This is a genomic window from Streptomyces sp. UNOC14_S4 (assembly GCF_020740835.1).
Taxonomy (GTDB): Bacteria; Actinomycetota; Actinomycetes; order Streptomycetales; family Streptomycetaceae; genus Streptomyces.
In genome coordinates this window covers 1-2,035 of record NZ_JAINFC010000829.1, presented here as the reverse complement: position 1 = coordinate 2,035, position 2,035 = coordinate 1, and the positions used below count along the sequence as shown (strand labels likewise).

The 2,035-nt window shown below is 73.5% G+C and carries 2 protein-coding genes; both read left to right on the top strand.

Going from position 1 to position 2,035, the window contains the following annotated elements; genetic code table 11:
- Positions 1-363 (top strand): phosphoribosyl-AMP cyclohydrolase (hisI, locus tag K6I34_RS36200; protein WP_229332269.1); only part of this gene is annotated, 363 nt, incomplete at its 5' end.
- 29 nt (positions 364-392) lie between these two features.
- Positions 393-1,934, top strand: a complete 1,542-nt coding sequence (locus K6I34_RS36195) for an anthranilate synthase component I (protein WP_229332268.1) — start codon at positions 393-395, stop codon at positions 1,932-1,934.
- The last annotated feature ends 101 nt before the right edge of the window (positions 1,935-2,035 follow it).

Genomic DNA, 2,035 nt, shown 5'->3' with positions numbered 1-2,035 from the left:
GCCCCTTCCCAGCCTCCCCCCGCCCTCGACCCGGCCATCGCCGCCCGCCTCAAGCGCGCCGCCGACGGACTGGTTCCCGCCATCGCCCGGCAGTACGACACCGGCGAGGTGCTCATGCTCGGCTGGATGGACGACGAGGCCCTGCACCGCACCCTCACCACCGGCCGCTGCACCTACTGGAGCCGCAGCCGCCAGGAGTACTGGGTCAAGGGCGACACCTCCGGCCACGCCCAGCACGTGAAGTCCGTGGCCCTCGACTGCGACGGCGACACCCTGCTCGTCAAGGTCGACCAGACCGGCGCCGCCTGCCACACCGGCGACCGCACCTGTTTCGACGCGGACGTCCTGCCGCTCGGCCGCTGACCGGGCCCGTACCAGTAGGCTCCGCTGCCATGGCTGCCACGACCACGGGTGACATCGCGCCCGACGCCGAAACCTTCCGCACGCTCGCGAAGGACCGCCGGGTCATCCCGGTCACCAGGCGGTTCCTCGCCGACGGGGACACCCCCGTCGGCCTGTACCGCAAACTCGCCGCGGAGCGCCCCGGCACCTTCCTGCTGGAATCCGCCGAGAACGGCCGCACCTGGTCCCGCTACTCCTTCGTGGGCGTCCGCAGCTCCGCCACCCTCACCGTCCGCGACGGACAGACGCACTGGCTCGGCACCCCGCCCGTCGGCGTCCCCACCGACGGCGACCCGCTCCAGGCGCTGAACGCCACCGTCGCCGCCCTGCACACCCCGCGCGACCTCATAGAGGGCAGCGGACTGCCGCCCTTCACCGGCGGCATGGTGGGCTACCTCGGCTACGACATCGTCCGCCGCCTGGAGCGGATCGGCGAGCACGGCGCCGACACCCTCGGCCTGCCCGAGCTCACCATGCTGCTCACCTCGGACCTCGCCGTCCTCGACCACTGGAACGGCACGGTCCTGCTGATCGCCAACGCGATCAACCACAACGACCTGGAGACCGGCGTCGACGAGGCCTACGCCGACGCCGTCGCCCGCCTCGACGCCATGGCCGCCGACCTCCGCCGGCCGGTGCCCACCGAGCCCACCGTCCTGCCGCCCTCAGAACTCCCCGAGTACACCGCCCGCTGGGGCGGCCCGGACTATATGACGGCCGTCGACGACATCAAGGAGCGCATCCGCGCGGGCGAGGCCTTCCAGGTCGTCCCCTCCCAGCGGTTCGAGACGCCCTGCACCGCCTCCGCGCTCGACGTCTACCGCGTGCTGCGGGCCACCAACCCCAGCCCGTACATGTACCTGCTCCGCTTCGACGACGGGCGGGGCGGGGCCTTCGACGTCGTCGGCTCCAGCCCCGAGGCCCTGGTCAAGGTCGAGGACGGACGGGCCATGGTCCACCCGATCGCCGGGACCCGCCCCCGCGGCACCACCCCGCAGGCCGAGGCCGCCCTCGCCGAGGAACTGCTGGCCGACCCCAAGGAACGCGCCGAGCACCTGATGCTCGTCGACCTCGGGCGCAACGACCTCGGCCGGGTCTGCGAACCCGGCAGCGTCGAGGTCGTCGACTTCATGGCGATCGAGCGCTACAGCCACGTCATGCACATCGTCTCCACCGTCACCGGCCGCCTCGCACCCGGGCGCACGGCCTTCGACGTGCTCACCGCCTGCTTCCCCGCGGGCACCCTCTCCGGCGCGCCCAAGCCCCGCGCCATGCAGATCATCGAGGAACTCGAACCCGCCCGCCGCGGCCTGTACGGCGGCTGCGTCGGCTACCTCGACTTCGCCGGGGACTCCGACACCGCCATCGCCATCCGCACCGCGGTGCTGCGCGACGGCACCGCCTACGTCCAGGCGGGCGCGGGCGTCGTCGCCGACTCCGACCCGGCCGCCGAGGACGCCGAGTGCCGCAACAAGGCCGCCGCCGTCCTGCGCGCCGTGCACTCCGCCAACCGGCTCGCCCCCCGCCCCTGAAGCCCGCCGACGGGCGCCCGGCGACCCCGGAAGGGGACCCCCGGGCGCCCCACCGGGCCGGACACGAGATAGTGGTAACCGTGAGCGCAGCCGTACCCCAC

Excerpts from the sequence above, each read along its gene's own strand:
- K6I34_RS36195 (WP_229332268.1), top strand. The coding sequence starts at position 393 with ATGGCTGCCACGACCACGGGTGACATCGCGCCCGACGCCGAAACCTTC.